The 1,814-nt window shown below is 58.2% G+C and carries 2 protein-coding genes; both read left to right on the top strand.

What is annotated here, in order from left to right:
- Nucleotides 1-10 precede the first annotated feature (10 nt).
- Entirely contained in the window at nt 11-1,258 is a 1,248-nt protein-coding gene (gene fabF, locus WA354_RS21990; RefSeq protein ID WP_472815164.1) for a beta-ketoacyl-ACP synthase II, read from the top strand.
- Between the two features lie 37 nt (nt 1,259-1,295).
- Nucleotides 1,296-1,799: a response regulator transcription factor gene (locus WA354_RS21985; protein WP_472815163.1), complete on the top strand. Its 504-nt coding sequence runs from the start codon at nt 1,296-1,298 to the stop codon at nt 1,797-1,799.
- The last annotated feature ends 15 nt before the right edge of the window (nt 1,800-1,814 follow it).

Below are 1,814 nucleotides of genomic sequence, written 5' to 3'. Positions count from 1 at the left end.
CAAGTAGCCGGTGAACCGACGAGTCGTGATCACCGGCATTGGGCTGGTGTGCGGTGTGGGCAACACCGCCCCCGAAGTGTGGGAGAAACTGGTGTCAGGTGCCAGCGGTATGGCGCCGATCACAGGGTTCGATACAACCGGATTTCCTGTCACATTTGCCGCCGAGGTCAAGAATTTTGACCCGCTAAATTTTGTGGACAAGAAAGAAGCGCGCAAGATGGGGCGCTTCATCCATTTTGCTTTTGCGGCAACGCAGGAAGCGATGGAGCAGTCCGGCCTGAAGATTACGCCGGATATTGCCGAGCGGGTGGGCGTGTTTATCGGCTCGGGTATCGGCGGGTTCGAGATCATCGAGCGCGAGCACACCAACCTGCTGAATGGCGGTCCACGCAAGATTTCGCCGTTCTTTATTCCTGCAGTGATTGTGAACATGGCGGCCGGGCAGATCAGCATTCGCTATGGGGCGCAGGGTCCAATTTCTGCTACCGCCACGGCGTGCGCGACGAGTGCCAATTCAGTTGGCGATTCGGTGAGGATGATTTTGCACGGCGATGCAGACGCAATGATTGCAGGCGGTGCAGAGGCTTCTGTAACTCCGTTATCGGTGGGTGGATTTGCTTCGATGCGTGCGCTTTCCACGCGCAATGATGAACCGACCAAGGCGAGCAGGCCCTTTGACAAGGATCGCGACGGATTTGTAATCGGTGAAGGCGCGGGCATTCTGATTCTGGAAGAGCTCGAATTTGCGAAGAAGCGCGGCGCGAAGATCCTCGGCGAAATCATCGGCTATGGCATGAGCGCGGACGCGTACCACATGACCGGCATCGCTCCGGGAGGCGCGGGTGCGCAACGCAGCATGCGCGCGGCGCTGAAGGATGCGGGGATTCAAGCGGAAGCCGTGGGCTATGTAAATGCGCATGCAACATCGACTCCGGCTGGCGATGGCAATGAGTCGCAGGCGATCGAGCAGGTTTTTGGCGAACACGCACTAAGCGGCAAGCTGAAGATCAGCGGAACGAAGTCAATGACCGGGCATTTGCTGGGCGGTGCTGGAGGACTGGAAGCGGGCATTACAGTGCTCGCTCTGATCAACCAGGAATTGCCGCCGACCGCTAACCTGGATAATCCTGATCCCGAGTGCCGCCTGGACTACGTGCCGAACAAGGCCGTCAAGCACAGCTTCGATGTTGCGTTGTCGAACTCATTTGGATTCGGCGGGATTAATGCGACGCTGATTATGAAGCGGTGGCAGGAGTGAGATCGTCGACCGGCAGCCATTAGCCTCAGGTCAAGTGTTGCTCAAAAAGCCAGTTCTTCACAACGCCATCATGAAGCGCCACGTCCTCATCTTCGGTCTCGTAGGCGGCCTTCTGATCGCCACGCTTCAATACACAGAATACCGCTTCGTCATCATCGAGCACTCTTTTGAACTCTACGGCGCACTCGTTGCCATCCTGTTCGCAGCCTTCGGCATATGGCTCGGCCTCAAGATTACGCGCAATCGCGAAACTGGCCGTCGCGAAATTGTTCGGGAAACGGTCGTGGTGAAGGAAGTGCTTGTCCCGGCCGGTCCCTTCGCTCCTGATACGACCCGCCAGCAGGCACTCGGCATCACTCCACGGGAGCTCGAGATCCTCACCCTGATCGCGCGCGGATTGAGCAATCGCGAGATCGCCACGCAGCTTTTCGTGTCAGAAAACACTGTCAAGACACATTGTTCCCGCACATTCGATAAGCTCGGAGCTGCCCGCCGCACCCAGGCCGTCCAGCGCGGCAAAGAACTAGGGCTTCTGCCGTGAAGCGGGGGTCCCCGG

This window comes from Occallatibacter sp. (genome assembly GCF_049802275.1).
Classification (GTDB): Bacteria; Acidobacteriota; Terriglobia; order Terriglobales; family Acidobacteriaceae; genus Telmatobacter.
Note: the sequence above shows the minus strand (reverse complement) of the source record. Positions and strands in the feature narration are given on the sequence as shown.